Raw genomic sequence first — 372 nt, 5'->3', positions numbered from 1 at the left:
GGTCGCGATTATTGACGGCTTTGAATTTGCTGCCGTCGATGGCGATGATCGACTGAGAGAAGAGATTGAGGTTGCGGCAAAGAACTACAAACTGGCGGCATACGCTGCGAATGGCTTTGCCGTTGTCTTTGCGAAAGTCGGCAATGGTTTTGAAGTCCGGAGCCAAACGACCCGTTAGCCACATCAACTCGACGTTGCGCTCGGCCTCACGCTCAAGTCGGCGGCTGGACTGAATCCGATTGAGATAGCCGTAGATATAGATCTTCAGCAACACCGCTGGGTGATAGGCCGGACGACCCGTTGCGGCAGGATCGACGCCCTCAAAACCAAGTGCGCCCAGGTCGAGTTCATCGACGAAAACATCGACCACGC

The 372-nt window shown here is 55.1% G+C and carries 1 protein-coding gene; it reads right to left on the bottom strand.

Annotated elements, in window-relative coordinates; genetic code table 11:
- Positions 1-372 (bottom strand): transposase (locus ACW9JC_RS30440; RefSeq protein ID WP_457459698.1); only part of this gene is annotated, 372 nt, incomplete at both ends.

The organism is Pseudomonas sp. SDO5591_S426 (genome assembly GCF_054070755.1).
Note: the sequence above shows the minus strand (reverse complement) of the source record. Positions and strands in the feature narration are given on the sequence as shown.